29 protein-coding genes, 1 tRNA gene and 1 pseudogene are annotated in these 26426 nt (G+C 64.4%); 15 read left to right on the top strand and 16 right to left on the bottom strand.

From position 1 onward, the window contains the following. Together trpD and CB0205_RS0109485 are read right to left on the bottom strand one after the other, a co-directional pair. The gene (gene trpD / locus CB0205_RS0109490; protein ID WP_010316808.1) at nucleotides 1-1029 is read right to left on the bottom strand and encodes an anthranilate phosphoribosyltransferase; all 1029 of its coding nucleotides are present in this window, start codon (nucleotides 1027-1029) and stop codon (nucleotides 1-3) included. Nucleotides 1030-1070: 41 nt separating this feature from the next. Continuing rightward, the gene (locus CB0205_RS0109485; protein WP_010316806.1) at nucleotides 1071-1385 is read right to left on the bottom strand and encodes a DUF3288 family protein; all 315 of its coding nucleotides are present in this window, start codon (nucleotides 1383-1385) and stop codon (nucleotides 1071-1073) included. A gap of 89 nt (nucleotides 1386-1474) precedes the next feature. Between CB0205_RS0109485 and CB0205_RS0109480 the strand changes: the two genes are divergently transcribed. The 7 genes from CB0205_RS0109480 (at nucleotide 1475) to CB0205_RS0109450 (ending at nucleotide 5359) form a co-directional block, all read left to right on the top strand. Next, nucleotides 1475-3235, top strand: a complete 1761-nt coding sequence (locus CB0205_RS0109480) for an ABC transporter ATP-binding protein (protein WP_010316805.1) — start codon at nucleotides 1475-1477, stop codon at nucleotides 3233-3235. Nucleotides 3236-3318: 83 nt separating this feature from the next. Continuing rightward, nucleotides 3319-3573, top strand: coding sequence for a hypothetical protein (locus CB0205_RS0109475; protein WP_010316804.1), 255 nt, complete (start codon nucleotides 3319-3321; stop codon nucleotides 3571-3573). A gap of 55 nt (nucleotides 3574-3628) precedes the next feature. Beyond that, on the top strand, nucleotides 3629-4366 hold the full coding sequence (gene msrA, locus CB0205_RS0109470; protein ID WP_010316803.1) for a peptide-methionine (S)-S-oxide reductase MsrA: 738 nt from the start codon (nucleotides 3629-3631) through the stop codon (nucleotides 4364-4366). After that, nucleotides 4366-4659: a hypothetical protein gene (locus CB0205_RS0109465; RefSeq protein WP_010316802.1), complete on the top strand. Its 294-nt coding sequence runs from the start codon at nucleotides 4366-4368 to the stop codon at nucleotides 4657-4659. The genes msrA and CB0205_RS0109465 overlap by 1 nt, the downstream gene beginning before the upstream one ends. Beyond that, nucleotides 4659-4841 carry a hypothetical protein gene (locus CB0205_RS0109460; protein ID WP_010316801.1) on the top strand — a complete coding sequence of 61 codons (183 nt, stop codon included), beginning with the start codon at nucleotides 4659-4661 and terminating at the stop codon, nucleotides 4839-4841. Before CB0205_RS0109465 ends, CB0205_RS0109460 begins: the two co-directional genes overlap by 1 nt. 42 nt (nucleotides 4842-4883) lie before the next feature. Continuing rightward, nucleotides 4884-5270, top strand: a complete 387-nt coding sequence (locus CB0205_RS0109455) for a hypothetical protein (RefSeq protein ID WP_363155066.1) — start codon at nucleotides 4884-4886, stop codon at nucleotides 5268-5270. A gap of 15 nt (nucleotides 5271-5285) precedes the next feature. Next, a tRNA-Pro gene (locus CB0205_RS0109450) sits at nucleotides 5286-5359 on the top strand. Between the two features lie 78 nt (nucleotides 5360-5437). Here the strand turns inward: CB0205_RS0109450 and CB0205_RS0109445 are convergent. Then, nucleotides 5438-5701, bottom strand: a complete 264-nt coding sequence (locus CB0205_RS0109445) for a hypothetical protein (RefSeq protein ID WP_010316799.1) — start codon at nucleotides 5699-5701, stop codon at nucleotides 5438-5440. Between the two features lie 89 nt (nucleotides 5702-5790). After that, the gene (locus tag CB0205_RS0109440) at nucleotides 5791-6699 is read right to left on the bottom strand and encodes a 3'-5' exonuclease (RefSeq protein ID WP_010316798.1); all 909 of its coding nucleotides are present in this window, start codon (nucleotides 6697-6699) and stop codon (nucleotides 5791-5793) included. 77 nt (nucleotides 6700-6776) lie between these two features. On the opposite strand from CB0205_RS0109440, the gene CB0205_RS0109435 reads away from it, so the two are divergent. Together CB0205_RS0109435 and CB0205_RS0109430 are read left to right on the top strand one after the other, a co-directional pair. Continuing rightward, complete coding sequence (locus CB0205_RS0109435; RefSeq protein WP_010316797.1) at nucleotides 6777-7241, top strand: peroxiredoxin; 465 nt, start codon at nucleotides 6777-6779, stop codon at nucleotides 7239-7241. After that, nucleotides 7238-7963, top strand: a complete 726-nt coding sequence (locus CB0205_RS0109430; RefSeq protein ID WP_010316795.1) for a DUF1350 family protein — start codon at nucleotides 7238-7240, stop codon at nucleotides 7961-7963. Before CB0205_RS0109435 ends, CB0205_RS0109430 begins: the two co-directional genes overlap by 4 nt. Here the strand turns inward: CB0205_RS0109430 and acs are convergent. Further along, a complete protein-coding gene (gene acs, locus CB0205_RS0109425; protein WP_010316794.1) occupies nucleotides 7948-9918 on the bottom strand; it encodes an acetate--CoA ligase in 1971 nt (656 codons plus the stop codon). The genes CB0205_RS0109430 and acs overlap by 16 nt on opposite strands. Before the next feature lie 90 nt (nucleotides 9919-10008). On the opposite strand from acs, the gene CB0205_RS0109420 reads away from it, so the two are divergent. Then, nucleotides 10009-10671, top strand: a complete 663-nt coding sequence (locus tag CB0205_RS0109420; protein ID WP_010316793.1) for an HAD family phosphatase — start codon at nucleotides 10009-10011, stop codon at nucleotides 10669-10671. Nucleotides 10672-10673: 2 nt separating this feature from the next. Here CB0205_RS0109420 and sds read toward each other — a convergent pair whose 3' ends face one another. The 5 genes from sds to CB0205_RS0109395 are packed head-to-tail and all read right to left on the bottom strand — an operon-like array spanning nucleotide 10674 to nucleotide 15265. After that, a complete protein-coding gene (gene sds / locus CB0205_RS0109415; RefSeq protein WP_010316792.1) occupies nucleotides 10674-11645 on the bottom strand; it encodes a solanesyl diphosphate synthase in 972 nt (323 codons plus the stop codon). 50 nt (nucleotides 11646-11695) lie between these two features. Next, entirely contained in the window at nucleotides 11696-12532 is an 837-nt protein-coding gene (gene murI, locus CB0205_RS14630; RefSeq protein WP_010316791.1) for a glutamate racemase, read from the bottom strand. Then, on the bottom strand, nucleotides 12529-13608 hold the full coding sequence (locus CB0205_RS0109405; protein WP_010316790.1) for an N-acetylmuramoyl-L-alanine amidase: 1080 nt from the start codon (nucleotides 13606-13608) through the stop codon (nucleotides 12529-12531). The genes murI and CB0205_RS0109405 overlap by 4 nt, the downstream gene beginning before the upstream one ends. A 46-nt stretch (nucleotides 13609-13654) precedes the next feature. Continuing rightward, nucleotides 13655-14473, bottom strand: a complete 819-nt coding sequence (locus CB0205_RS0109400; RefSeq protein ID WP_010316789.1) for a carbon-nitrogen hydrolase family protein — start codon at nucleotides 14471-14473, stop codon at nucleotides 13655-13657. A gap of 36 nt (nucleotides 14474-14509) precedes the next feature. Continuing rightward, nucleotides 14510-15265: a 2-phosphosulfolactate phosphatase family protein gene (locus tag CB0205_RS0109395; protein ID WP_010316788.1), complete on the bottom strand. Its 756-nt coding sequence runs from the start codon at nucleotides 15263-15265 to the stop codon at nucleotides 14510-14512. Between the two features lie 63 nt (nucleotides 15266-15328). On the opposite strand from CB0205_RS0109395, the gene CB0205_RS0109390 reads away from it, so the two are divergent. Together CB0205_RS0109390 and CB0205_RS0109385 are read left to right on the top strand one after the other, a co-directional pair. Continuing rightward, the gene (locus CB0205_RS0109390) at nucleotides 15329-16894 is read left to right on the top strand and encodes a UbiD family decarboxylase (protein ID WP_010316787.1); all 1566 of its coding nucleotides are present in this window, start codon (nucleotides 15329-15331) and stop codon (nucleotides 16892-16894) included. Between the two features lie 3 nt (nucleotides 16895-16897). Continuing rightward, on the top strand, nucleotides 16898-17332 hold the full coding sequence (locus tag CB0205_RS0109385; protein WP_010316786.1) for an Rrf2 family transcriptional regulator: 435 nt from the start codon (nucleotides 16898-16900) through the stop codon (nucleotides 17330-17332). Here the strand turns inward: CB0205_RS0109385 and CB0205_RS0109380 are convergent. Next, nucleotides 17329-17580, bottom strand: coding sequence for a Nif11-like leader peptide family natural product precursor (locus CB0205_RS0109380; RefSeq protein ID WP_010316784.1), 252 nt, complete (start codon nucleotides 17578-17580; stop codon nucleotides 17329-17331). The two genes, CB0205_RS0109385 and CB0205_RS0109380, sit on opposite strands and share 4 nt — an antisense overlap. An 87-nt stretch (nucleotides 17581-17667) precedes the next feature. On the opposite strand from CB0205_RS0109380, the gene aroA reads away from it, so the two are divergent. The 3 genes from aroA to glmU are packed head-to-tail and all read left to right on the top strand — an operon-like array spanning nucleotide 17668 to nucleotide 21221. Further along, nucleotides 17668-18975, top strand: coding sequence for a 3-phosphoshikimate 1-carboxyvinyltransferase (aroA, locus tag CB0205_RS0109375; protein ID WP_010316783.1), 1308 nt, complete (start codon nucleotides 17668-17670; stop codon nucleotides 18973-18975). Next, nucleotides 18950-19852 carry a tRNA (5-methylaminomethyl-2-thiouridine)(34)-methyltransferase MnmD gene (locus tag CB0205_RS0109370; RefSeq protein WP_010316782.1) on the top strand — a complete coding sequence of 301 codons (903 nt, stop codon included), beginning with the start codon at nucleotides 18950-18952 and terminating at the stop codon, nucleotides 19850-19852. Before aroA ends, CB0205_RS0109370 begins: the two co-directional genes overlap by 26 nt. 28 nt (nucleotides 19853-19880) lie before the next feature. Beyond that, nucleotides 19881-21221, top strand: a complete 1341-nt coding sequence (gene glmU, locus CB0205_RS0109365) for a bifunctional UDP-N-acetylglucosamine diphosphorylase/glucosamine-1-phosphate N-acetyltransferase GlmU (protein ID WP_010316781.1) — start codon at nucleotides 19881-19883, stop codon at nucleotides 21219-21221. A gap of 19 nt (nucleotides 21222-21240) precedes the next feature. Here the strand turns inward: glmU and murF are convergent. The 5 genes and pseudogenes from murF to menB form a co-directional block, all read right to left on the bottom strand. Then, nucleotides 21241-22598: pseudogene (murF, locus tag CB0205_RS14625) on the bottom strand (UDP-N-acetylmuramoyl-tripeptide--D-alanyl-D-alanine ligase). Between the two features lie 4 nt (nucleotides 22599-22602). Next, nucleotides 22603-23268, bottom strand: a complete 666-nt coding sequence (locus CB0205_RS0109355; RefSeq protein WP_010316780.1) for a hypothetical protein — start codon at nucleotides 23266-23268, stop codon at nucleotides 22603-22605. A 101-nt stretch (nucleotides 23269-23369) separates the two neighbouring features. Continuing rightward, on the bottom strand, nucleotides 23370-24896 hold the full coding sequence (glgA, locus tag CB0205_RS0109350) for a glycogen synthase GlgA (RefSeq protein WP_010316779.1): 1527 nt from the start codon (nucleotides 24894-24896) through the stop codon (nucleotides 23370-23372). Between the two features lie 41 nt (nucleotides 24897-24937). Then, complete coding sequence (locus CB0205_RS0109345; RefSeq protein ID WP_010316778.1) at nucleotides 24938-25543, bottom strand: L,D-transpeptidase family protein; 606 nt, start codon at nucleotides 25541-25543, stop codon at nucleotides 24938-24940. 49 nt (nucleotides 25544-25592) lie between these two features. Further along, nucleotides 25593-26423 (bottom strand): 1,4-dihydroxy-2-naphthoyl-CoA synthase, encoded by an 831-nt coding sequence (gene menB, locus CB0205_RS0109340; RefSeq protein ID WP_010316775.1) that lies wholly within the window; start codon nucleotides 26421-26423, stop codon nucleotides 25593-25595. Nucleotides 26424-26426 lie beyond the last annotated feature (3 nt).

Genomic DNA, 26426 nt, shown 5'->3' with positions numbered 1-26426 from the left:
CTAAGCCAGGGCCTGACTGAGGCTGCGCAGCCGCGCGTAGGCGGCTCCACTCTCCATGGCGGCCTGCGCCAGAGGCAGGGCTGCCGCAACGGAGTCAGCCAAGCCAGCGGCCCAGATCACCAGGGCCGCGTTCAGGGCCACCACATCTTGTTGCACCTGGCTCCCCTGGCCCTGGAGCACAGCCTCCAGGATCCGAGCGTTGTCCTCCAGTTCTCCACCGCGGAGGGCATCCATCGGAGCGAGGCTCAAGCCCAGCGTCTGGGGATCCAAGAGCTGGCGTTCCACCTGTCCGTCCTGGATCAGACGCAACTCACTCGGGCCAGAAAGGGATGCTTCATCGAGCCCGCCATGGCCAAAGACCACGACGGCACGGCGGCAGCCCAAGCGGGCTAAGGCATCGGCCATGGGATCGAGCAACTCTGCTGCTCCGACACCGAGGACCTGATAGTCCGGCCTGAGGGGGTTGACCAGGGGACCCAGCAGGTTGAACACCGTTCTCACCCCCAGGGCCCGGCGCAGGGGGGCCAGTCCAACCAAGGCGGGATGCCAGCCCGGAGCAAATAAGAAGGTGACGCCGGCGGCATTGAGTGCCTGAACCACCACGTCGGTTGGAGCTTTGAGATTCAGTCCAACCGCTTCCAGAACATCGGCAGAGCCGACCTTGCCGCTGGCACTGCGGTTTCCGTGCTTCGCGACCTGGGCCCCACAGGCGGCGGCCACAAAAGCAACGGCCGTCGAGATGTTGAACGTGTTGGCCCCATCCCCACCGGTGCCACAGGTATCCACCAGTTCAAGGTCAGGCCGGGCACAGGGCAGGGGTGCAGCAGCGCGCAGGACCTCAGCCATGGCCGCCAGCTCCTCACCGTTCATCCCCTTGGAGCGAAGGGCCGCGAGGAAGGCGCCCGTTTGAACGGGCTCGAGCTGTTCAGACAGCCAGGCCTCCATCAGGTCGCGTGCCTGCGATCCCTGCAACGACTCACCGCGCAGGAGTTGATCAAGAAGGGCCGACCAGGACTGGGGGGCTGTCATCAAAACGCAAGAACGAAGGTGGTCTCTAGCAAAAACAAGGCTCAGGGACTGTCCTGATCGGACGTGTCAAAACCAGATCCGACGGCCTGAGGTGCCGCTTCAGCCCCCGGCCGATAGCCGCCAGCCCAGATCGCCCGCGTGCGCTGATGCAGTTGCTCGCGGCTTAAGCCCCACAGACGCAGGGTCTTCTGGAGATCCTCCTGAAGATCCAGGGCCCCGGGAAATCCCTCGTAACGCATCAACAGGCGACCCAGCTCCACCAGATCAGCATCAGCAGGGGCCTCAGTGGCCAACAACCGGTCCACCAGGTCGCGTTCGGTTCCATAAAGAGGATGAGACTGCTGGTTCTCGTCCATCGAGCCGACTGAGGGTGCGCCGGCACAGCATCGCTCAACAACGCTGTTCTGGGGTCGCTGCCTAGGTTGGCGAAACCTTGCCTTGATCCATGGCGGCGATCCGCTTCGGACTGATCCAGCGCTACCTGCGGCCCTATCGGCGCACGGTGCTTCTGGGCGTCGCCGCCCTAGTGGTCGTCAACCTCTTGAGCGTCACGATCCCGCTGATGGTGCGGGGCGTCATCGATGACCTCCAGGACGGCTTCACCTACAGCGACGTGCTGCGGCAGGCCGGAATCATCGTCGTGCTGGCGACCCTCATGGGGGGCGTCCGGCTGGTCTCGCGAATGCTGGTCTTCGGAGTGGGCCGGCAGGTGGAGGCCCAGCTGAAGCAGAAGATCTTTGATCACATGCTCCGCCAGGAGCCCGGTTGGGTGCAGAGCACCGGCAGCGGCGAAGTAATCAGTCGAGCCACCAGTGATGTGGAGAACGTGCGGCGCCTGCTGGGCTTTGCGGTGCTCAGCCTCACGAACACCGCCCTCGCCTATGCCCTGACGCTGCCGGCGATGCTCGCCATCGACCCACTGCTCAGCCTGGCGGCGGTGGGGCTCTATCCGTTGATGTTGATCACCGTTCGACTCTTCGGCGGCCGGATGATGCGGCAACAGCGCCGTCAGCAGGAAGCGCTGGGGGAATTGAGCGATCTGATCCAGGAGGACCTCTCCGGCATCAGCGCCATCAAGATCTATGGCCAAGAACGCACCGAGCGGGAGGCCTTCGAGCGGCGCAACAAGCGTTACCGGGATGACGCTCTCCAGTTAGCCCGCACCCGCAGCACGCTCTTCCCTCTCCTGGAGGGCATCTCGTCGGTCAGTTTGCTGTTGCTGCTCGCCCTCGGCAGCGGGCAACTGGAGAGCGGTCGCCTCTCCATTGGGGATTTGGTGGCCTTGATCCTTTATGTCGAGCGACTGGTCTTCCCGACGGCCCTTCTGGGATTCACGCTGAATACCTTCCAGACCGGCCAGGTGAGCCTGGAGCGCGTCGAAGAGCTGCTGCGCCGGACGCCGCGCATCCAATCCCCTGAGGCACCAAAGCCGGTCCCCCAACGGACGGGCAGCCAAGCCGCTGGGATCGAAGCCCGAGGCCTCACCCTGCGATATCCCGACGCGGAGCGCAACACCCTTGAGGACGTCAGCTTCCGCCTTGACCCAGGGGAGCTCGTGGCCGTTGTCGGACCCGTGGGATGCGGCAAAACCACCTTGGCCAGGGCCCTGGGCCGGATGGTGGACGTGCCTGAAGGGCAGTTGTATCTCGATGGGACTGACATCACAGCCCTCGACCTCGAGCAGCTCCGCCAACAGGTCGCCCTGGTCCCCCAGGAGGGCTACCTCTTCACTGCGAGCCTCGCCGACAACCTCCGCTATGGAGAACCAGACGCGGATCAAGCGCGGATCGAGCAGGCAGCGGAACAGGCGCGACTGGCCGCTGATGTGCGGGGCTTCCCCGATCGCTACGAAACCCTCGTGGGAGAGCGCGGCATCACCCTGAGTGGCGGACAGCGCCAGCGCACAGCCCTGGGTCGTGCCCTGCTGGTTCAAGCCCCGCTCTTGGTGCTCGATGACGCCCTGGCCAGCGTGGACAACAACACGGCCGCCGACATCCTGAGCTCGATTCGCGCCCAGCGGGACCGAACGATCTTGATGATCAGCCACCAACTCTCAGCGGCAGCGGCCTGTGATCGAATCCTTGTCCTGGACGAGGGGCGCCTGGTGCAGCAGGGACACCACAACGCGCTCCTCGAGGAAGCCGGCACCTACCGCAGGCTCTGGGAGCGGGAACAGGCGGAGGAACAACTCACGCGCGTGGCTTGAAGGACAGCATCGTTCTTGCAACATCCCAGGACAAGCCCGCTTGAGCTCGCTTAGCTGGAGGGACGCCTCCGCTGAGCGCCCCCATGCTCACCAGCTCTGCCTACCGCCTGCGCTGCACCCTGACCTTTGGCGATATCTACGGCCAGATCCTGATTTGGATGCTGGTCATCTTTGTCAGCCTGGCGGCCGGACTCGCGCTGATGGGCGCTAGCAAACCGATCGTGGCCCTGGTGGGCGTTGGGCTGATCCTGGTGCTGTCCCTGCCGTTTTTGCTCTTCACCTTCACCACAACCCTGCTGAATCACATCGCCCTGGAATCGACTTCGAGCGAGGGTTGAACTTCCTAGGCTCTGGCCAGCAAAGGCTGTTGTGGTGTTCGGACTGTTTCAGGGCATGGGTGGATCAAAGACAAACCTGATTGCACCAGAAGCGGCCCTACCAGGACGCTCCGATCCGATCGCGACGGCGGATCGCCACGTGGTCCTGGGTACAGCGCTGAAGGCTCCGTTGAGCACCAGTCAGCAGGAAGCCCTCTTTGGCTGCGGCTGTTTCTGGGGCGCGGAGAAGGGGTTCTGGCGCTTGCCCGGGGTGATCACGACCGCGGTGGGCTACGCCGGTGGCTACACCCCGAACCCGACCTATGAGGAGGTCTGCTCCGGCCGAACCGGTCACACCGAAGTCGTACGTGTGGTTTGGGATGTCAACGCCATTGATTTCAGTGATCTCCTGAAGCTCTTCTGGGAATGCCACAACCCAACCCAGGGGATGGCCCAGGGCAACGACACCGGTACCCAGTACCGCTCATCGATCTACGTCAACGAGCCCAAGCTCCTGGCGGTCGCCAAGGCCTCATCTGATCGCTACCAGCAGCTGCTGAATGGCTCCGGCAAAGGAGCCATCACCACGGAAATTGCCCTGGGCAAACCCTTTTTCTTCGCCGAGGGCTATCACCAGCAGTACCTGGCCCGTCCAGGCAGCCGCCCCTACTGCTCCGCACAACCCCAGGGGGTCTTGCTCGATGAGCAGTGGGAGGGCTGTCACTACAAACTCCCCGCGGCGGTCTGGCAGAACTACGACTGGAGCATCAGCCACTGCGTTCTGCGGGGAGACAACAGCCCAATTCGCCTTTGATGTTCGGACTTGCCTTGCTGATGGCTCAGGCCATGCAGTCCCCCTGGTGGGAGGACTACGCGATCAAGGATCGCTACCTCTGCCATGACAAGGGAATGTTGGTGATCGAGCGCAATCAATCCCAGGCCTCCCTCATCAGCGGTGGATACCGCAGAACCTTTTTTCGGCTGCAAAGCAACGAACCTGGCGTTCGCTACAGCAGTGATGGCATGGAGATGATCCTGCGTGGCGATGAGCTCACGCTGGAGCAACTGCCGATGCGGATGCAGTGCCTACGGGTGGATCAGGTCTGATGAACCCCTTACCGGATCGAACCGTGATCATCGGCATCCTGGCCACCTTGGGGCTGGTCTTTGCACTGGTGTTTTGGTATGTCCGCCTGGCGCCCAGCACCGAGCCACCGATGCTCTGGAAAGAGCAGCCCGCCCTGGAGCGCCCCAAACCGCTTCAGGCGCGCCCGGCTGATCTGATCTAGGCAGACAGCTCTGGCTCTGCCCCCCTTGGGGGAACGCCTGGCTTGCGGAACAATGGCGCCGGCGCTGACGCGGAGCCAAGACCCATTACCGAATCGGCTGAGAACAACGCCCCTCGGCAATTGCACCCCCTTCCCCGCGGATTGGTGGAGCTCTACGGGCTGCTGGCCGTTCTGTTTGTGCTGGTGCCTGAGTGGATGGCCGACGGTGCCCTCTCAAGCCTGAAGCCGGGCGGCGTGGGCAGTGCTCTGCCGCCGACCGCCACCGCCTGGCAGAAGGTGCCTGAATTGCGCCTGGCCTCGATGAATCTGCGCGAATTAAGGGAGCTCGCTCGCGCCCTGCGCCTCTGGGGCTACGCGGGCCTGAACCGCGATCAACTGACCCGGCGAATGCTTCGAAAAATCCGCTCGAAACGCGGCAAAGCGCTGTGATAGCTTCTTTCTCGCCGGGGCGTAGCGCAGCTTGGTAGCGCACCACTTTGGGGTAGTGGGGGTCGTGGGTTCAAATCCCGCCGCTCCGATTTGATCACCGGCAACTTCCGCCAAAACCACCTCCCCCAGAGGTGGTTTTTTTGTGTTTGGTCCGAAAAGCTGAGGCTTTACTCCCTCGAATCGGGCTCCAGTCGCGTGTGAACGTGATACCCCTGCAGCCAACGGTTCACCCTGGGACGCAATCCCGGCGGCACCTCCTCCAGCAGCTGCGACAACTCCAGCGCAGCCAAACGATGGAGTTCGCGCACATCCACATGCCAGAGGGCTTCTGCTTCGCGAATTAAGCGGGCCCAGGTGCGGCTGCGCTGCCAGCGCTGAACCTTGCTCAGGGCGCAGGGCCTAGAGGGATGACCGCGAGCATGCACAGACATGGAACTGACCAGAGCTCACCCACCACGATGGAGAGAAGGCTCAGCTGCTCCTTGAAATGAGTGGATCCGCTTCCTGTTGTTGAAGCAAATCAGGCGCTGCGCAATTCCGCAGCCTCATCGACCGGAACGACAGGGAAGGGCAATAGGGCCACCTCGCGGTCAGACAGGCGCCGGCTCCAGGCTCCGCTCACCGGTTGATTCCAGCGGAAGCCCGCCTCGCGGGCCTTATGGCGTTCTTCATAGGAGAGACGAGCGCGGTAGAGGCGGCGCGGCTCCATCGCCTGGAGAAGGAGGTCCTCCAGGTCCTCGCAACGCTCAAAGACCTGCGCCAGGTAGATGCAATCGGTGAGGGCCCGGTGGGCCGCCCAAACCGGCACGCCATAGGCCAAGGCCAGATCACGCACCGAGGGCGTGGACCGCAGCTGACGCTCCTGGGGCCAGCGAATGTCCTCCATGGAGCAAAGCCAGGGCTTGCTGAGTGCAGGCAGGGAGCCCAGACCAAACCACTGCTGATCGAAGGCGGCGTTATGGGCCAGGAGGACGTCAGCGGCCTCAACCATGGCCTCGAAGCAGGCCAGACCCGCCTGCCATGGCTGAGGGCGTTGCGTCAGGGCCGGGGCGATGCCATTCACCGCTTCAGCGGCATTGCTGGTGCAAGGCATCAAAAACGAAACCTGGCTCAACACCGAGCGATCCGGCACCGAAAAAAGAACCGCGCCGACCTCAATGCAGCGATGCTCCGCCGGGGAGAGGCCGGTGGTCTCCGTGTCGAGGATCAACAGCAGCTCGGGGCCACTGGGACCAGAGAGACGCGCGGCAGGCGACGGCTCAGGTTCCTCAGGCCGGTCGACAACAACAGCCGTCTCCGCAGCAGGCTCCGGCGCAGGCTCAGGCACGACTGGCGCCGCGGCGGGTCCACTGACCAGGCTGAGCAGATCCACCTGTTCCCAGCCAGCACGGGGCTGTTGTTCGTCCATCTCCGCGTCGCCCCTGGTCATCCCCACCTTTGCAATCGCCCCATAATCCCAGCCCTGGCCAGCCCCTCCCTAGGGTTTGCGCAGCTCTTGTACCGGCCTTGGCCCAAGCCCTGAAAAGCGGTGATCGCGCTCCCCTGATCGCGCTGCAGGATCAGAACGGCGTGGAGCGCCGCAGCGATCAACTCGCGGGCAAGGCTCTGGTGCTGTTTTTCTATCCCAAGGACGACACCCCTGGCTGCACCATGGAGGCCTGCGCCTTCCGCGACAGCTATGCGGACCTGCAGGCCTTAGGGGCGGAGGTCTGGGGCGTCAGTGGCGACAACGCCAGCAGTCATCAGCGCTTTGCCAGCCGCCACAACCTGCCCTATCCCCTGCTGGTGGATCAAAACAACCAGCTGCGCAAGGCCTTTGGGGTGCCCGGCGTCCTTGGACTGCTGCCGGGCCGCGTGACCTACGTGATCGACGCGAGCGGAGTCGTTCGTCACGTGTTCAACAACCTGCTGGATGGCCCGGCCCATCGCCGTGAAGCCATGGACTGCCTCAAGCGCCTTCAGGCCGCATGAGCTGGCGCCAGCGCGGAAGCCTCTGGTGCTGGACCCCTCCCCAACCGCGGGGGCTGATCGAGTTCATTGGCGGCAGCTATCTCGCTGCGACGCCGCAGATCAGCTATCGGCGGCTTCTCGAGGCCTTGGCGCGCCGGGGCATGGCCATCCACGCCTGGAGCTATGTGCCCGGCTTTGACCATCAGGCCCAGGCCAATGACGCCTGGAGGAGCTTCCGCCAACGGCGGGACCCTGATCAGCCTCCGCCGCTGAGGCTGGGCCACAGCCTGGGCTGCAAGCTGCACCTCCTGGCACCCGATAACGGTCGAGGCTGCAGCGGCCTGGCAGCGATGAGCTTCAACAACTTCTCCGCCGAGCGCAGTGTTCCACTGCTCGCCGAGCTCGGAGGAGCCCTCGGGGTCACGAGCGAGTTCAGCCCCTCCCCCGAGGAGACCCTGCGGCTGATCGCCAAAAATTACAGACAAGCCAATAACCTGCTGGTGCGCTTCAAAAGCGACCAACTGGACCAGAGCCCTCGGCTCCTGCAGGTACTTCAAAAGCGAAGCCAGGACAGCACCCGCTTGCTCGAGCGGGCCGGAGATCACCTAACCCCAGCCAGCGCAGGACTCCGTCAGAACCTGCTCGGGGGATGGGCTGATGATCCAGCCCGGCAGAGGGAACTGGATCAACTGGCCGATCAGCTGCTGCAGTGGTGGACGAGCCCGGATCAGACCCGCAGCTGATCAAGAACGGAGCGATCCTCCAGGGTTGAGGTGTCACCGCTGACCTCCTGACCGGCGGCGAGGGAGCGCAGGATCCGGCGCATGATCTTGCCGCTGCGGGTCTTCGGTAGGGCGTCGCTGAACTTGATCACATCTGGGCGGGCAATCGGACCGATCTCCTTGCCCACATGGCTGCGCAGTTCGGCCACCAAGGCGTCATCACCACTGCGGCCGGCCTCAAGGGTCACAAACGCAACGATGCCCTCACCCTTGAGGTCATCCGGGCGACCCACCACAGCGGATTCCGCCACGGCGGGATGACTGACCAGAGCACTTTCAATTTCCATCGTCCCCAGACGGTGGCCACTGACGTTGATCACGTCGTCGACCCGGCCCATCACCCAGAAGTAACCGTCGGCATCGCGGCGGGCGCCGTCTCCGGCGAAGTAGATGTGGGAGCCATCGGCCGGGCGAATCTCCTCCCAGTAGCTCTTACGGAAACGGTCGGGATCGCCGTGGACCGTGCGCATCATTCCCGGCCAGGGACGACGCACCGCGAGGTAGCCACCTTGATCCGCTCCTTGGGAGTTGCCGTCGTGGTCGACGATGTCGGCTTGGATGCCGGGGAGTGGAAGGGTCGCCGAGCCTGGCTTGGTCGGCGTCGCCCCAGGAAGGGGGCTGATCATCACCCCACCGGTCTCCGTCTGCCACCAGGTGTCGACGATCGGGCAGCGACCACCGCCGATCACATCGCGATACCAGATCCAGGCCTCTGGATTGATCGGCTCCCCCACTGTGCCGAGGATCCGCAGGGAGCTCATGTCGTACTGATCCGGCACCTCCCGGCCGCTCTTCATGAAGGCGCGGATCGCCGTGGGCGCCGTGTAGAAGATGGTGCAACGGTGTTTCTGGATCAGCTCCCAGAAGGCCCCGGGGTTGCTGGGGCGAGGAGCCCCTTCGTACATCACCGTCGTCGCGCCATTGGAGAGAGGGCCGTAGACGATGTAGCTGTGGCCGGTGATCCAGCCCACATCCGCTGTACACCAGTGGACGTCGTCTTCGCGGATGTCGAAGATCCACTGGAAGGTCAGGTGAGCCCAGAGGTTGTAGCCAGCCGTGGTGTGAACCACCCCCTTGGGCTTACCGGTGGAACCGGAGGTGTAGAGGACGAAGAGGCGGTCCTCGCTCTCCATCGGATCCGCCGCACAATCGCTGCTCTGACCATCCACGAGCTCATGCCACCAGTGGTCACGACCGGACTCCATGGCACAACCCGAATCGATGCGCTGGACGACCAGAACCTTCTCCACACTCGGAGCACCACCCTTTGCCGCAAGCGCTTCATCCACGGCGGGCTTGAGGGGAACCGGCTTGTCCTTGCGGAAGCCCCCATCCGCCGTCACAACGAGCTTGACCTGACCATCGATCAGGCGATCGCGCAGCGCATCGGCGGAGAAACCACCAAAGACCACGGAATGGGGCGCACCAATACGGGCACAGGCCAACATCGCGATGGCGGCCTCCGGAACCATCGGCATGTACAGGGCCACCAAGTCGCCCTTACCAACGCCAAGGGCCTTCAGGGCATTGGCCGCTTTGCAGACTTCCGCGTGCAGTTCGCGGTAGCTGAAGCGCCGCACATCACCCGGTTCCCCCTCCCAGATCAGGGCCGTCTTGTCGGCCCGGGGACCATCCAGATGGCGATCCAGGCAGTTAAACGACAGGTTGGTTTGCCCCCCTTCAAACCAGCGGGCAAAGGGTGGGTTACTCCAGTCGAGGACCGTCTCGAACGGCTTAAACCAATGCAGCTCCCGCCGAGCCGCTTCACCCCAGAACCCGTCCGGATCGGCTTCAGCTTGGGCGGCCAGGTCCCGGTAGGCCTGCAAGGAGCCGATCCGAGCGGATGCCGACAGGGCGGCCGGCGGATCAAACACCCGCGCCTCATTGAGCACCGACTCAATCCCGGTCTCAGCCATGGCCCATCGACAACGCAATGGAGCCATTCAAGCGAGGAAAAAGGCTGCTCTGAAGCGCTGTAACGCTGTTGCAGGGTTCAGGATGGGGACATGGCTCATCCCGCCGCCTGCCTGTTTGACCTGGACGGGCTGCTGCTCGACACCGAACCCCTGCATGCGCAGGCCTGGCAGCAGGCGGCCCATCACTTCGGACGCCCCCTGGCCGATCCAGAACTGATGCAACTGCGGGGACGCCGGCGCCTGGATTGCGCTGAGCAGGTGCGTGAGTGGATCCGCGCGAGCCAGCTGCTGGTTCCAAGCGTTGATGAGCTGTTGGCCATTCGCCAGCCCATTGCCGAGGCCCTCTTGATTCAGGCGCCACCCATGGCAGGCGCTCAGGCGCTGATCAGTCGCTGCCTGGAGTTGGGGCTACCGATGGCCCTGGCCACTAGCAGCTCAAAAGAGGCGGTGAACTTGAAAGCCAAGCCCCACCCTTGGCTGGCGGCCATTGAAGAACGGGTCCACGGAGACGACCCTGAGCTCAGACGCGGCAAACCGCATCCGGATGTCTTTCAGCTCGCCGCCAAGCGACTTGGGGTGAATTGCAAGGACAGTTGGGCCTTCGAGGATTCACCGGCAGGGGCCCATGCAGCCCTCGCTGCGGGCTGCCGCGTGTTCGTCGTGCCTGCACCGGATGCAGACCCAGTGCTCTACCCAGCCCAAATCACTGACAGGATCAGCTCCCTCGACCAGGTCTTACCGCTGCTGAACTGAGCTCAGTACAACCGGCTAAGCACGAATTCCGGCAGTTCAAGCAGGGCCGTGCGGCAATCCGACGGGGGCAGGAAGCTCAGGGCCTCGTAGGCCTCATTCGCAAACGTTTCCGCCAGGGTGCGGGAGCGCTGGATGGCCTCGCTGCCGCGGACCAACTCCAGGGCTTGAGCCAGATCCCCGTCTTGGTTGAACTCGCGCTCAATCAAGCCCGCCAAGGCAGGACGTTCCTCCAATGCATAGAGGGCAGGGGCCGTCAGGTAGCCACTGGCTAGGTCACTGGCCGCGGGCTTGCCGAGCTGTTGGTCGCTGCCAGTGAAATCGAGGATGTCATCGACCACTTGAAAGGCCAATCCGAGCTGCCGGCCGAAGCGATAGAGGCAATCGAGTTGGTCCTCCGGCAGGCCGCTGAGCACGCCAGCCGCGCGGGCGCTGTTGGCAATCAGGGACGCCGTCTTGCAGTAGCTCTTTTCGAGATAGGTCTCGAAGCTCTGGCCGGTGTCATAGCGGTAAAGCCCTTGCTTCACCTCACCGTCGGCGAGATCCATGATCACGCGCGAGAGCAGCTTGACCACCTCAAGGTTGTCGAGGTTGGCCAGGTGCCAGCTGGCCTGGGCGAAGAGAAAATCGCCAGCAAGAACCGCAACCCGGTGGTTGAAACGGCTGTGGACCGTATCGACGCCCCGTCGGGTGGAGGCTTCATCCACCACATCGTCGTGAACGAGTGAGGCGGTGTGGATCATCTCGGTGATCTCGGCCAGCCGGCGATGGCGGCTCGTGAGCTCACCCTGGGGCGCGAGGGCCCTTGAAATCAGGAGAACGATGCCGGGGCGCAACCGTTTGCCACCGGCGCTGAAGAGGTGTTCCGCAGCGGCCTGAAGAATCGGGTGCCCAGCACCGATCAGACTGCGGAGATCACTCAGCAGAGCCTCGAGATCGGACTCGACCGGCTGTAGCAGCTCTGCAACGGTGGCCATGACCCCCAGCGGTGGGGAGATCCTAGAAGGCGCCTGCCTCCGACCGCTGCCTAAGCGGGGGTCAGACAGCGGGTTTGATCGGGTCCGAGCTGCCAGATCAGTGCCTGACTGGAGCTGCTCACCCCCACCAGACGCGAAAGGGCCCGATTGAAGGCCAAGGGATCGGCCGTTGTGGCGAAGCGCGGCGCCAAGACCCCGGCTGAATCCATGGCCAGCAGCTCGGCCTGGCGGAGCACATCGGCGAGATGGCGCGCAACGGCAGGCGCTGGATCCAGCACCGCCATCGCCGGTCCCACCAGGCGGCGAATGGACTCGATCACGAAGGGGTAGTGGGTGCAGCCCAGAACAATCGTGTCGGCACCAGCGTCCAGCATCGGCTGGAGGTAGCCCATCAAGCGGGCATCACAGTCCGGGCCCTCAAGATCCCCCTGCTCGACCAACTCAGCCAGGCCCACACAAACCTGCTCCACCACCTGCACCGCTGTGGCGTAGCGCCCAACGGTGGCGCGATAGAGCTGCCCTTGAAAGGTGGCCGGTGTCGCCATCACCCCCACCACCCCCGAACGGGTGAGCTGGACCGCTGGCTTCACCGCCGGCTCCAGGCCAAGGATGGGCAGCTGGGGAAAGCGCTGCCGCAGGGGCTCCAGTGCCACCGCCGATGCGGTGTTGCAGGCCAACACAATCGCCTTGCAGCCCTGGGCGACGAGATAGTCCGCAATTCCCAGGCTGTTGGCCTGAATCTCGTCAGCGGAGCGATGGCCGTAGGGGACATTCGCCTGATCGGCGACATAGAGAAGCGACTCCGACGGCAAGGCGTGAACCACCTGCCGCCAGATGCTTAAACCACCAACGCCGGAATCAAAGAGACCGATGGGGGCCCCGCTCATGGATAAGCCACGAGGTAGTTGAGGATGCCCATAGCGATAGCAACGGCCAGGCGCCGCCGGAAACTCGGATCGGCCAAGCGCGGAGCATCCAGCTGCCCGGTCACAAAGCCCATTTCGACAAGGGCCGCGGGCATCACCGTGCGGCGAATCACAAAGAAGCGGCCGGAGCGGGCACCACGATCCGGGGTTCCAGGCGAAGCCGCCAGCATTTGGTTCTGCAGCGATTGAGCCAGGCTCAGGGAGCGGCCACCTTGGAAATAGAAGGTCTCAACGCCGTTGACGTCCGGCCGGTCCATGCGCAGAGCGTTGGCGTGAATGCTCACGAAAACATCGGCTCGGTTGTTGTTGGCCAAGGCCACCCGTGGGGGGAGATCCACATCCACTTCGGAGGAGCGGGTGAGCAGGACTCGAACGCCTTTGGCCTGAAGGATCTGAGCCACCTGGAGGCTCACATCCAGAACGACATCGGTCTCCCGCAGGTTGTTGATCCCAATCGCCCCAGGGTCCGGTCCGCCGTGGCCTGGATCGAGCACCACGGTGTAGCGCCCTTGGGGAACCGAGGGGAGATCCCCCAGCTTGGGAATCGGTCCGCGCGGAAGCTGCAAGGAGGGAGGCGGAAGCGCCCGCCAACTGGGGCCCTGGGGCCGCTCAAGGCTGCCCTCTCCAATGGCCCGAAGCCCGCGGACGCTGGGGCCAAAGTCCATCGACCAGCGATCGACATCGGTGCCGACCAACTTGATCTGGCGGGGATCGAGACGTGTGCCCGGCTGGAACTCAATGACCAGACGGGTGGCGTTATCGGTGGGTCGGCCAATCCGAACCTCCCGAATCGCGCCATTGCCAACCAGGGTTCTGGACCGTTGAGGCGCACCGGGTAGATCCACCCAAATGCGAGGGCCAACAGGGCCATTGCCCTCCTCAAAAAAGGCCTGGAGACGGGTGGCCGGCGGCGTCCGCAGCTCCAGGACACCGTCCCGACTAATCCCCCAGGCCGAGAGGGCACTCCATGCCCTCGCCGGCAGGGCGGAGAGGATCGTGACGCAGGGAAGCAACAGGGCAAACCCAAGACGGGACAACCGCCTGACTTGGTGTTGCAGCGTCAGCAACGACACAACTCTCGCCTTAAAAGAGCGCTGGCTTGCGGTGCTGAAGGCTCGGCATCTGGGCCTGGATCCGCTGGCGATGGCCCACATCGATCGGTGCAACGGCCTGGCCCACCGAGGTCCCGGCATCGGAGAGCACGGTGCCCCAGGGATCGATCACCAAGGCGTGGCCATGGGTTTGGCGACGACCGCCGTGATGGCCCGTTTGTGCCGGTGCGACCACATAGGCGGTGTTTTCAATCGCCCGGGCCTGCAGCAGGACATTCCAGTGATCCTTGCCGGTAAACGCTGTGAAGGCCGCCGGGATAAAGAGCAGATCAGCACCCTCAGCCGCCAGGTGCCGGTAGAGCTCAGGGAAACGAACGTCGTAGCAAATGGAGAGTCCAACACGGCACAGGCCAGGAACCTCGACGACAGGCGGCAGCGTGTTGCCGGGCTGAACCGTTGCTGACTCCTGATAGGTATTGCCGTCGGGCAGATCGACGTCAAAGAGGTGGATCTTGTCGTAGGTGGCCAGTATTTGACCGTCCTTGGCCACGAGCTGGGCACGATTGCTGGTCAGACCGGCCCCCGCCGGCACCGGGTAACCACCACCCATCAGGGTCACCTGGTAGCGGCGCGCCATGGTGATGAGGAAGCGCTGCGCTTGCTCTGCAATGAGCGCGGCCTGCTCGAGGCGCTGGCTGTCCTCACCCATGAAGGCGAAGTTCTCCGGCAGGCCAACCAACTCGGCACCGCGGCGAACGGCCAGCTCAATCTGCTCTTCAGCGGCGGTGAAATTGGCGGTGAGATCAGCGCTGCTGTTGAGCTGGATTGCCGACGCCAGAAAGCTTGTCAACGCTGGAGTTTTGCCACCGCGGCCACTGTAAGGGGATCAAGCGGCCTGCAACACCCCTGGGCTGGTTTGGGTGGGAACCATGGTCATCGTGTCGACGGCCGCGCAACAGGCGAAATCGGCGTCATGGTTACCCAGACCGATCAGACGCTGGCCATGGCTTGCGGCCCGCAGGCAGGTTTCGGTGTCATGGCGCCATTGCTGCCAAAGGGCCAGGGCCGCCAGGGCCTCATCGTTGGCGCAGCGCACGCCCACATGGGGCGAGACGGCACACTCCATCGCAGCTGAAATCACGGCACCGGCAGCCAGGCTGTCCTCCAGGGAGTAGTCCCCTTCCCAGCCACTGCCGACGACCCAAACCCGCTCGACCCCATGGTCGATTAAGCGCTTGGCAACCGCCGTGCGGTTGGGCAGACAGGCCGTCACCAAGAGCGGCACGGGCTTCACAGCCTCCAGGGAGCGGGTGCCATTGGTCGTGCTCATGAAGATGCGCTTGCCCCCGACCACCTCAGGGGTCACCGCCAGAGGAGAGTTGCCCAAGTCGTAGCCCTCCACCCGCTGACCACCGCGCTCACCCGCGCGCAGGCAACGCTCAGGGACCCAGGCATCGGCCGCTTGATTCAGGGCCTCCAGCTCGGCGAAAGCCTGAATGGCCTCGGCACCGCTTTGCAGGGCACAGGCAATGGTGGTGGTCGCCCGCAGGACATCAATCACCACGGCCGCGTCGGGGCCGCCCTCAGCCACGGGGCGCAGGCTGGGAACGTTCTCCGAGGTGTGGAAATAGGAGATCTGCACGGCCGCAGTGACTCAAGGGGGTGCGTCACAGTAGGCAGAACCTGTTGAAAAGTTGAGAGCGCCATGGGATCTGCGGCCAACGCCATTGGATCCCAACGTGATCTGAGGGGCTTTTTGGAGCTGCTTGAGGCTCGGGGTCAGTTGCGCCGCATCAGCGCTCCGGTGGACCCGGACCTCGAGCTGGCGGCCATTGCCGATCGGGTGCTGGGCTGTGGCGGTCCCGCCCTGCTGTTCGAGAACGTCAAGGGCTCGAGCATCCCCGTCGCGGTCAATCTGCTGGGGACCCTGGAGCGGGTGCTCTGGTCGATGGGGATGGAGCGACCCGAGGAGCTCGAGACCCTCGGCGAGCGCCTGGCCCTGCTGCAACAGCCCAAGCCCCCCAAGGGACCGCGGGAAGCCCTGCGCTTTGGTTCGGTCCTGCTGGATGTCCTAAAGGCGAAACCCGACCTCGACCTGCTGCCCCCCTGCCGGCAGGAGGTGTTTCAGGGCGAGGCCGTCAACCTCGATCGCCTGCCCCTGCTGTGTCCCTGGCCCGGTGATGCCGGCCGGATCATCACCCTCGGCCTGGTCATCACCAAGGACCCTGAGACCGGCACCCCCAACGTCGGTGTCTACCGGCTGCAACAGCAGTCGATCAACACGATGACCGTGCACTGGCTGAGCGTCCGTGGCGGCGCCCGCCACCTGCGCAAGGCCGCTGCTCTGGGCAAACCCCTGGAGATCGCCATCGCGATTGGCGTTCACCCGTTGCTGGTAATGGCCGCTGCGACCCCGATCCCGGTTCAACTCAGTGAGTGGCTCTTCGCGGGTCTCTACGCCGGTGAGGGGGTTCGCCTGGCGAAGTGCAAAACCCTGGATCTGGAGGTGCCCAGCCACAGCGAAATCGTTCTGGAGGGAACGATCACCCCAGGGGAGGAGATGGCCGATGGCCCCTTTGGCGATCACATGGGCTTCTACGGAGGCGTTGAACCCTCACCGCTGGTGCGCATCCAGTGCGTCACCCAACGGCGCAATCCCACGTACTTCACGACCTTCAGTGGACGGCCCCCCAAAGAAGACGCGATGCTCGCCATCGCCCTGAACCGGATCTACACGCCGATCCTGCGCCAGCAAATTCCGGAGATTGTTGATTTCTTCCTGCCCATGGAAGGGCTCAGCTACAAGCTGGCCGTGATCGCCATCGACAAGGCCTACCCGGGGCAGGCCAAGCGTGCCGCCATGGCCTTCTGGAGCGCTCTGCCCCAATTCACCTACACCAAGTTCGTCGTCGTGGTCGATAAGTCGATCAACATTCGCGATCCAAGGCAGGTGATCTGGGCGATCAGTGCCCTGGTGGATCCACAGCGCGATCTCTTCGTCCTGGAGAACACCCCGTTCGACACGCTTGACTTCGCCAGCGAACAGCTGGGACTGGGGGGACGGCTGGCGATCGACGCCACCACCAAAGTGGGCCCCGAGCGCAACCACCCCTGGGGCGAGCCACTGCAACGGCCCGCCGAACTCGAGCGCCGCGTGGATCAACGCTGGGAGGAATTGGGCCTGGGCGACGTCGGTCAACAGGAACCCGACCCTGCGCTATTTGGCTATGTGCTCGAGCAGGTTCTCGAGCGGCTGCAACGGCCGGCCTGAACGATGTTGCGGCGCAGCGCTCTGCAGGCACTCCAGGCGTTACTGCACCTCGCCATGGTCAACCCCCAGTGGTGTTCCGTTAGCGAGATTGCCGAGGCCCAGGGACTACCCGCCCCGATGCTCGAGCAGTTGCTCCTGCAGCTGCGGCGCGCAGCACTCGTCGAGGCCAAGCGAGGTCGCCAGGGGGGCTACCGCCTCAGCCGCCCCGCCGAGGCCATTCCCGTGGGAGAGGTCCTCAAGGCCGTCGGTGCCCCCCTAGTGCTCGACGCCCCCGGGGACAGCAGCCGCGCCGAGCAGGACGTGCTCAAGAGCATGGGCCGTCGGCTGCAATCCGCCCTGGATCGCGAGCTCAAGCAGCTCACCCTTCAAGAACTCCTGTTTGACCTTCAGAGCTGGCAGGAATGCCTAAGCAACGAGGGCGGCCTGATGCTGGGTTAAGCCAGGGCGTCCCGCTGGAGATAAACGCGGATCAGCTTTTCATCCATCAGCCCGGAGCGAGCGACGGGGGCTTCGTTGCAGCGCTCAAACAGCCCCAGCAAGGTGGAGGCCTCAAAGGGGTGCCCCATCGCGCTGGCGATCGCCGCCACCTCATCGGCGGTGCAGACCTCATTGAGTCGCGCCCGCAGCTCAGCGTCGCCCTGAATCAGAGCGAGGAAGCCAAAGACTGCCTGAAGTTGCTCGGCCATGGACCCTTGATAGGGGGTCTGCTCAGTTTGGCGAGTTGAGCCTGTTTTCGATCAGTTCCTACGCTCGCTGAAACCAAGTCCTCCTCCATGTCCCTCGCCCTGGGCACCAGCAACGGCCGCAGCCTGAAGGGCCACGTTCGGGTCCCAGGCGACAAGTCGATCTCCCACCGAGCCCTGCTCTTTGGCGCGATCGCCGAGGGCACAACACGGATTGAAGGACTGCTTCCCGCGGAGGATCCGCTGAGCACCGCCGCCTGCCTGCGGGCGATGGGTGTTCAAGTCTCAGCGATTAAAGCCGGAAAAACCGTGGTCGTCGAAGGCGTCGGCCTCGATGGCTTTCAAGAACCCGAGAGCGTGCTGGATTGCGGCAACTCGGGTACCACCATGCGCCTGATGCTGGGTCTGCTGGCGGGCCGCAGCGGTCGCCATTTCGTTGTGACCGGTGATGACTCCCTGCGGCGCCGCCCGATGAAGCGGGTGGGTGGTCCCCTCTCCGAGATGGGAGCCACGATCCAGGGGCGCGCAGGCGGAAACCTCGCCCCCCTGGCGATCGAAGGCCGTCAATTGAAAGGGGCCACGATTCGCACCCCGGTGGCCTCCGCCCAGGTCAAAAGCGCGATCCTGCTGGCGGCGCTCACCGCGGACGGACCGACGACAGTGATCGAGCCAGTCCAGAGCCGGGACCACAGCGAGAGGATGCTGCGCGCCTTCGGCGCCGACCTCAGCGTTGGAGGTCCAGGCCAAACCGAAGTGACCGTGGTGCCGGGCTCGAGCCTCAAAGGGCAGGACGTGGTTGTGCCTGGTGACATCAGCTCAGCCGCCTTCTGGTTGGTTGCTGGTGCGATTACCCCCGGGGCGGACCTGACGGTCGAAAACGTCGGCCTCAACCCAAGCCGCACCGGCATTCTTGATGTTCTCGAGCAGATGGGAGCCCGCATCGAAGTGCTCAATGCCCGTGACGTCGCAGGCGAGCCCGTGGGTGATCTGCGGGTCGTCCATGGCCCCCTGAAGGGCTTCAGCATTGGCGCCGATCTGATCCCCCGGCTGGTGGATGAGATCCCTGTTCTTGCCGTGGCCGCCTGCTGCGCCGAAGGTCCCAGCCGGGTCACGGGGGCCGAGGAGTTGAGGGTCAAGGAAACCGATCGTCTGGCGGTCATGGCCCGTCAACTCGGAGCCATGGGCGCCCAGATCGAGGAGTTCCCCGACGGGATGACCATCCAGGGCGGCGTGACGCTGCACGGCGCCGAGGTCGATAGCGAAACCGATCACCGGGTCGCCATGAGCCTGGCCGTCGCCGCCCAGATCGCCTCGGGCATGACCACGATCGCGCGACCGGAAGCGGCCGCCGTCTCCTACCCGGGCTTCTGGGATGACCTCGAACGGCTTCAAGCTTGAGGTCCGCAGCACCGGCGACGGCAGTTTCAGCCTGTTCAGCCCGGAGTTCGGCGAAGCCTTCCACAGCAGCCGCGGCGCCCTAACGGAAGCACGCGAGAAATTCGTCGAACCCGCAGGGCTGGAGCGCCTGGGGCGGGGCAGCAGCCTTCGGGTCCTGGATGTCTGCGTCGGCACCGGCTGCAACACCGCTGCGCTGATTGAGGCCTGCGCCAGCCGAGGGCTGGAACTGCACTGGTGGGGACTCGAGCTCGACCGCGAACCCTTGGCCCAAGCCCTGGCGAGCCCTGCCTTTCGCGCGCAGTGGCAACCCGGCACGGTGGCGCGGCTTCAGGAACTCTGCAGCAGCCCAGGCATGCTCTGGGGAGACGCCAGGCTGGCGGTCCAGCCGCTGGTCGAAGAGCAGAAGGGGCAGTTCGATCTGTTGCTGTTGGATGCGTTCTCGCCTAGTCGCTGCCCCCAGCTCTGGAGCGTTGAATTTCTCGGTGCCCTGGGTTCCCTGCTCAAGCCCGAGGGCCGGTTGCTGACCTATTGCAGTGCGGCAGCCGTACGTCAGGCCCTGCGCCTGGCCGGCCTCGATGTCGCGGCGATCGAGGCACCCTGCGGACTGCAGCAGCACAAACAGGATTGGAGCGGCGGCACCGCGGCCAGCCCCTCCCCCCTGACACCCGGCCCAAGACTTCGGTCGCTCACACCGATGGAGATGGAGCATCTGGGCACGAACGCCGCCGAGCCCTATCGCGACCCCGGCTTCTGCCTGGACCGCAAAACGATTCTTCAACAGCGGCAACAGGCGCAGGCCAAGGCCATGCGCGAGGGGAACGTGGAAGGCACGAGTGCCTGGCGCCGACGCTGGGGACTTGCGGGCAACCACCAGTAGATTCCCGCTCAGCTACCCGCCCCTGCCGATGCTCGCCGTTGCCGTGTTGGCCGCCGGAAAGGGCACCCGCATGAAAAGCGACCTGCCCAAGGTGCTGCAGCCACTGGCGGGAGCAACCCTGGTGGAGCGCGTGCTCGGCAGCTGCCGCGCCCTGGCCCCCCAGCGCCAGATCCTGATCGTCGGACACCAGGCCGAGCGCGTCGAGCAGTCCCTGAGCCAGCACGGGGGGTTGGAATTTGTGCTGCAGCAGCCCCAGAACGGCACCGGCCATGCGGTCCAGCAATTGCTGGCGCCCCTGGCGGACTTTGACGGTGAACTCCTGGTCCTCAACGGGGACGTACCGCTGCTGCGGGAGGAGACGATCACCGCACTGCTCGAGCGCCACCGCAACTCCCAGGCGGCCGTGACCCTGTTGACCGCGAGGCTGGATGACCCAACCGGCTACGGGCGCGTCTTTGCCGATGCCAGTGGCCATGTCTCCGCCATCGTCGAGCACCGCGATTGCAGCGAAGAGCAACGGTCCAACAACCTCACCAACGCCGGGATCTACTGCTTCAACTGGAGCAAGCTCGCTGCGGTCCTCCCCCAACTGAGCACCGATAACGACCAAGGGGAGCTCTATCTCACGGACACCGTGGCGATGCTCAGCCCCGCCATACACGTGGAGGTGTCCGATGCCGATGAGATCAATGGCATCAATGACCGCTACCAACTGGCGCAATGCGAAGCGGTGATCCAGCAGCGCCTGCGTCGCCACTGGATGGCCGAGGGCGTGACCTTTGTCGATCCCGAGAGCTGCACCCTCAGCGATGGCACCCGGTTCGGCCGGGATGTCGTCGTGGAACCGCAATGCCATTTCCGCGGAGAAACCAGCGTCGGCAGTGGCTGCCGCATCGGTCCTGGGAGCTTCCTCGAGAACGCCAGCGTTGGCGAAGAGGTGGAGGTCCTCTACTCCGTCGTGCGTGATGCGGTCGTCGCTGATCGCTGCACGATTGGCCCCTACGCCCAACTCCGGCCTGGTACGGAACTGGCCCGGGACTGCCGGATCGGCAACTTCGTCGAAATCAAGAAGAGCCAAATCGCCGCGGGCAGCAAGGTCAACCACCTCAGCTACATCGGTGATGCCCAACTCGGCGAGAACGTCAACGTCGGAGCGGGCACCATCACCGCCAACTACGACGGGGTCAACAAACACCGGACCGTGATTGGTGCTGGCAGCAAAACCGGAGCCAACTCCGTGCTGGTCGCGCCGCTCACCCTGGGGGCCAACGTGACGGTGGGAGCCGGATCGACCTTGACCAAGGATGTCCCCGCAGGTGCCTTGGCCCTCGGCCGCGCCAAGCAACTGATCAAGGAGAACTGGTCCTAGGCGATCAGGCCAGATTGGCTCAAAGCTCTGGAAGCAGCGGAATCAAACGCTCAAGGGCAACACCACGGCTCGCCTTCAGCAACAGCACGTCTCCAGCCAGGAGCCATCGCTGAAGCGCTCCAGCCGCTTCCTCTGGCCGCTCGACGACCAACACCCGAGGCAAAGGCGCAGCCGCCTGGGCCATCGCCTCAGCCTCGGCCCCAATGGCCACAATCACCAAACCATCCAGCTGCAGCGCAGCAGCGCGCTCGGCCACCTGGCGGTGCAGGGCAACACTCTGCTCCCCGAGCTCCAGCATGGTGCCCAGGACCGCAAAGCGGCGGCCGGGCTGGCGCGCCAGTAGATCCAAGGCCGCCAAGACGGCTTCTGGGGAGGCGTTGTAGGTCTCATCCAACAGCGTCAGGCCGCCCATCTGCAGGCGCCGGTTGCGCCCCCCGGGACCGCAACACTCATCTGGCTCAGGACCTCTGCGGGCACCCCGAGCTCGTCAGCGACGGCCACAGCCAACAGCAGATTGCGGGCGTTATGGCGACCCTCCAAGGGCAAGTGGAGTTGCGATCCCCCCACGCGCATCACCCCAGCACGCTCATCGAGCTCACCGATCCAATCGGCCTGATCGGCGCCGGCGTCATCAGCCAGGGCAACCCGTGCGACCCGACCCGACCAAACCTGAGCCAGAGCCGCCTCGAGCAGTGGATCGCCCGCCGGCACAACGAGTAGACCGTCCTCCCGCAGGGCGGCCGTGATTTCCAACTTTGCCTGGGCGATCGCCTCCCGGCTTCCCAAGCGTCCGATATGGGCTGTCCCGATGTTGGTGACAACCGCCACGTCCGGGGCAGCGGCGCGGCTCAAGCGTTCAATTTCACCAAGGCCACGCATGCCCATCTCGACAACCACAGCCTGGTGTTCGTCGTTTGCGTTGAGGAGGGTGAGTGGAACGCCGATGTCGTTGTTCTCATTGCCACGGCTCGCCTGAACAGGACCCAAAGGCAGCAGGGCTGAGCGAATCAATTCACGGGTTGTGGTCTTCCCCGCCGAACCGGTCACGGCCACCACGGGGCAATGCAGCTGCCGGCGATGGAGCAACGCCAACTGCTGGTAGGCCTCAAGGCTGTCTTCGACGAGCCAATGGAGAAGACCCTCTGGAACTAGCTCACGTCGATTCCGTTGCACAAGGGCAGCCTGGGCTCGAACGGCCAACGCCTGGGGCAGGAACACATGGCCATCGAAGCGCTCACCCACCAGGGGAACGAACAGTTGACCAGCCGATAGCGTCCGGGTGTCGGTGCAGATCTCGCCGACGGCAGCCTCGGGATCCCAATCGGTTGAGGCACCTTGGGGAGCTCCCCAGAGGGCCGTCAGAGCGCCGAGCTGCATCGGATCAGGTGGACGGAGATTCGCTGAGCACGATCATGCCCTCACCGACCAGGGCATCTCGGGCGATGAGGCCAGAGCGGGAATCGCGTAGCTCCAGGTGTTCGTAGCCAAGCTGATTGGCCCACAGCTGCCATACCTCAGCGCGCCGCTGCTGCTCCTGTGGGGTCAGTGCCGGGAAGGCTGGCCGCACCTGCAGGATTAAGAGGGACTGGTCGGCAACGCCCTCGGCCTGGACCAGCAGTCCATCGGCCTCGGGTCGCTGCACCAGCTCAAGTAAAGGGTCGGGGGCATAGGGCCCCTCGAATCCCTCAGGTTCCAAATCAGAAGCGTCGGCATCGCTCGGTTCGCTCGGTTCGATCGGCTCAATCGGCTGAACCGGCGGCTCCTCAACGAGAGCAGGTGCTTGGGCCACCTGCGGATCGCTCATTGGCTCGGAAGATTGCTGCGGCTCAGGTGCGCTCTGCACCACGGCGGCTGGAGCGGCTGGTGCGGCTGGATCAGGGGCAGAGGGCCAGACCCGCAGCAGCAGGACCAGGGCCGACCCGAGCAGTGCCGCTAAGAACAGGGCTAAAGCCGGCCAGAACAGGGGAGCGAGATCCGACGGCCACCAGGACGGCGACCAGAGGCTTCCCTGGCGATTGCGTCGCCAAAGTTCCCGGGAGCGGAGCACAAGGTCACCGCGGACGGCGCCGAGGTCCTCGGCCAGGGAGAGCCAAGGGTTCTTGTAGGGCGCCGGCAGATTGCTGCGCCGTTCCGTGGGCGGAGGAGAACTCAGCGGCTGCTCCGGCGGCGCAGAAGCGAGAGGGGATTGCGCAGACCAGGAGCGGCCTCAGCCTCAGACACTTGGTCAAGGCCCTGGCGGCTCGGATCGGCCTGCTGACCCTGGGAGAACTGCTCCACCGCTTGGGCGTCGGGGGTCGGTTCTTTGACCCCTTTGACCTCCTTGTACATCCGGTCGTACTCCAGGGCTGAGCGATCCCAGCTGAAATTGGCCTGCATGGCACGGCGCTGCAGCTCCGTCCAACTCTGGCGATGGCGATAGGCCTCCCAGGAGCGGACAATCGAGGTGTAGAAATCGAGTGGCTCGTAGCGGTCGAAGCCAAACCCCGTGCCGGTGTGGCCATTGGGGTCGTGCGGGGGGACGGTGTCGACCAGACCACCGACGCGGCGAACCACCGGAATGGAGCCGTAGCGCATCGCCAGGAGCTGACTGATGCCACACGGCTCAAACCGACTCGGCATCAAGAACGAATCACTACCGGCGTAGATCAAGCGCGAGAGGGCGTCGTCATAGGTCAGGAAGACCGCAAAACGCCCCGGATAGCGGGAAGCCATCTGCCAAAGCCCCGCCTCGAGGTGCCGGTCCCCGGTCCCCAAGACCACGATCTGGCTGTCGGAATAGGCCAGGACCCGGTCCGCCACCTGCAGCAGAAGATCAATGCCTTTTTGGTCCACCAGACGGCTCACCACACCCATCAGATAGGTGTCGGGATTGACCGCCAAGCCCATGCGCTCCTGCAGGGCCCGTTTGCACACGGCGCGGCCCGAGAGGTCATCGGGGGTGAAGGTCGCGGGCAGGGTGGAATCGGTGGCCGGGTTCCAGGCGTCTTGGTCAATGCCGTTGAGGATGCCGCGCAACTTGCCGCTGACGAAATTCAACAGGCCGTCGAGCTTCTCGCCGTACTCAGGCGTGCGGATCTCCTGGGCGTAGGTCGGTGAGACCGCATTGACCCGGTCGGCGTAAAGCAATGCCGCCGCCATCGTGTGGTCACCCTGCATGTACCAGGGGCACCAGGTCATCCGATCGAGCTTCCAACGCCAGGGGCCCTGGTACTTGAGGTTGTGGATGGTGAAGACGGTGCTGATCTCTGCGTCCTGGTGCATCCAGACCGGAATCATCCCGGTATGCCAGTCATGGCAATGCAGGATGTCGGGCTTCCAGTGGTGCCAGGCAAATTCCGAGACGGCACTGGCAAAGAAGGTGAAACGCCAATCCTCGTCCTCGCCGCCGTAGATCCGCTCCGGATCGAAGACAGGGTGGCCGACCAGGTACAGGGGCAAGCCATTCGTCGGATGACGGGTTTCGAACACCGCAAAATCGGTGCCCATCGTGTGGCCACGCCAGATGGGATCAGCCGGGATCTGCAGAAGGCTCCAGAGGCGGCCATAGCCCGGCATGATCAGCCGTACGTCGTGGCCCAGGGGTGCCAGGGCCGGGGGGAGGGAGCCGACCACGTCGCCCATCCCGCCGACCTTCACCATCGGTGCACATTCAGCCGCGGCAAAGAGCACCCGCATGGCGATGGGATCGCAAGTAGGCGCAACTTTACGGGCAGTCTCTAGGGAAGGACCGTCACCAAGGTGCCGACCTCGACCAGCTCAAACACTTCCTGGACGTTTTCTTCGTAGAGACGTACGCAGCCATGGGAGACCGCACGTCCAACGGTCCAGCGGTGGGGCGTGCCATGGAAGCCCGCCACCGTGCAGCCGTTGACGCTGAGATAGCGCTCACCGTCCCAGGCATTCTCTTTGGGGGTGCAGTTGCGATGGAAGCCAATCCAGCGTGAACCCAGGGGATTCTTCGGGCCTTGAGGGACCTGGGAGCCATTGCCTGGATGCTGCCAAACGGGCTTGGCCACCTTCTCGAGAACCCGATGGCTGCCGGCGGGCGTTTCCCAACCGTCCGTACCAACGGCGGCGGGGTAGCGATGCAGCATCCGGCCGTCCTTGATCACCATCAACTGTCGCGTCTGGCGATCGAGCACCAGGTGGAGTCCCTCCTGATTCATCAGCGAGGTCGGAATGCGGGAGAGGGCCACCGCATCACTAATGACCGGTGCCGGAGGTGGAATGGGGTCGGGTTGGCGTGCCTCAGCGATCTGCGGAACCAGGGCCAAGGCCAAAGGCGCCAGGAGGGCGAGGCCAGTCGAGCGGGAAAAGGTCACAAGCCAAGCAGCAGTCTCACCTAGGACTAGCTACGAGACTTCAGTTGTGCTACGGCAGCCAGTCGGAGCCAGAAAAATCGGGAGACCGCTTCTCCAGGAATGCATTTCTGCCCTCCTGCCCCTCTTCGGTTCGATAAAAGAGATGGGTGGCTTGCCCGGCCAGTTCTTGGATGCCCGCAAGACCATCGGTCTCCGCATTGAACGCCGCCTTCAGGCAACGGATCGCCGTCGGGCTGTGCTGCATCACCTCCCGCGCCCAACGCACCCCCTCCAGTTCGAGCTGATCAAGGGGAACAACGGCATTGACCAAGCCCATCTCCAACGCGTCCTGGGCGCCGTACTGGCGGCAGAGGAACCAGATCTCCCGCGCCTTGCGCTGGCCGACCACGCGGGCGAGATAACCAGCGCCAAAGCCCCCGTCAAAACTGCCCACCCGCGGACCGGTCTGGCCGAACCGAGCGTTCTCAGCCGCCAGGCTCAGGTCACAGAGCAGGTGCAACACCTGTCCGCCACCGATGGCGTAGCCGGCCACCAGGGCAATCACCACCTTGGGCAGGCTGCGGATCAGGCGCTGCAGATCCAGAACATTCAGCCGCGGCAGGCCGTCATCACCGACGTAGCCCCCGTCACCGCGGATGCTCTGATCACCGCCGGCACAAAAGGCATAACCACCATCGGGGGCAGGGCCGACCCCGCCGAAGAGGACCACCCCAACCCGCGGGTTATCCCGCACCCGTGAAAACGCATCAAAGAGTTCGCTGACGGTCTTTGGACGAAAGGCGTTGCGCTTTTCCGGGCGATTGATCTGAATCCGGGCGATGCCCTCCTCACTGAGATCAAACAGGATGTCGTCGTAGGAGCCCTGGGGAATCCACTGCACAGC

This window comes from Synechococcus sp. CB0205 (assembly GCF_000179255.1).
Taxonomy (GTDB): Bacteria; Cyanobacteriota; Cyanobacteriia; order PCC-6307; family Cyanobiaceae; genus Vulcanococcus.
The sequence above is the reverse complement of the archived record's forward strand: the minus strand, read 5'-3'. Positions and strand labels throughout refer to the sequence as shown.